The organism is Clostridium sp. AF27-2AA, assembly GCF_003478505.1.
Classification (GTDB): domain Bacteria; phylum Bacillota; class Clostridia; order Lachnospirales; family Lachnospiraceae; genus Brotaphodocola.
The window spans coordinates 201,105-201,386 of record NZ_QUFI01000002.1 but is presented as its reverse complement, the minus strand read 5'-3'; the positions used below and the strand labels follow the sequence as shown (position 1 = coordinate 201,386).

Annotated in this window: 2 tRNA genes; both read left to right on the top strand. The window is 50.7% G+C overall.

The features are described from left to right. The first annotated feature begins 65 nt into the window (after nucleotides 1–65). Nucleotides 66–139: transfer RNA gene (locus tag DWY84_RS02580), tRNA-Ile, on the top strand. Between the two features lie 29 nt (nucleotides 140–168). Beyond that, nucleotides 169–242 (top strand) — tRNA-Asp (locus DWY84_RS02575). Nucleotides 243–282: the final 40 nt, after the last annotated feature.

Genomic DNA, 282 nt, shown 5'->3' with positions numbered 1-282 from the left:
TTAACCGCGCTGTCGTAGGTTCAAGTCCTACTCGGGGAGCTGGTCTGAAAGGACCTCAAGGTTTCGGACCTTTAGCTCAGTTGGTTAGAGCAACCGGCTCATAACCGGTCGGTCCTGGGTTCGAGTCCCTGAAGGTCCATTTTCAATTCCAGCTTTATTTTATATTTTGGCCTGGTGGCTCAGCTGGTTAGAGCGCCGCCCTGTCACGGCGGAGGTCGTGGGTTCGAACCCCATCCGGGTCGCTGATCTGTATTCAGATCATTACAATTTTATATTGTAAAA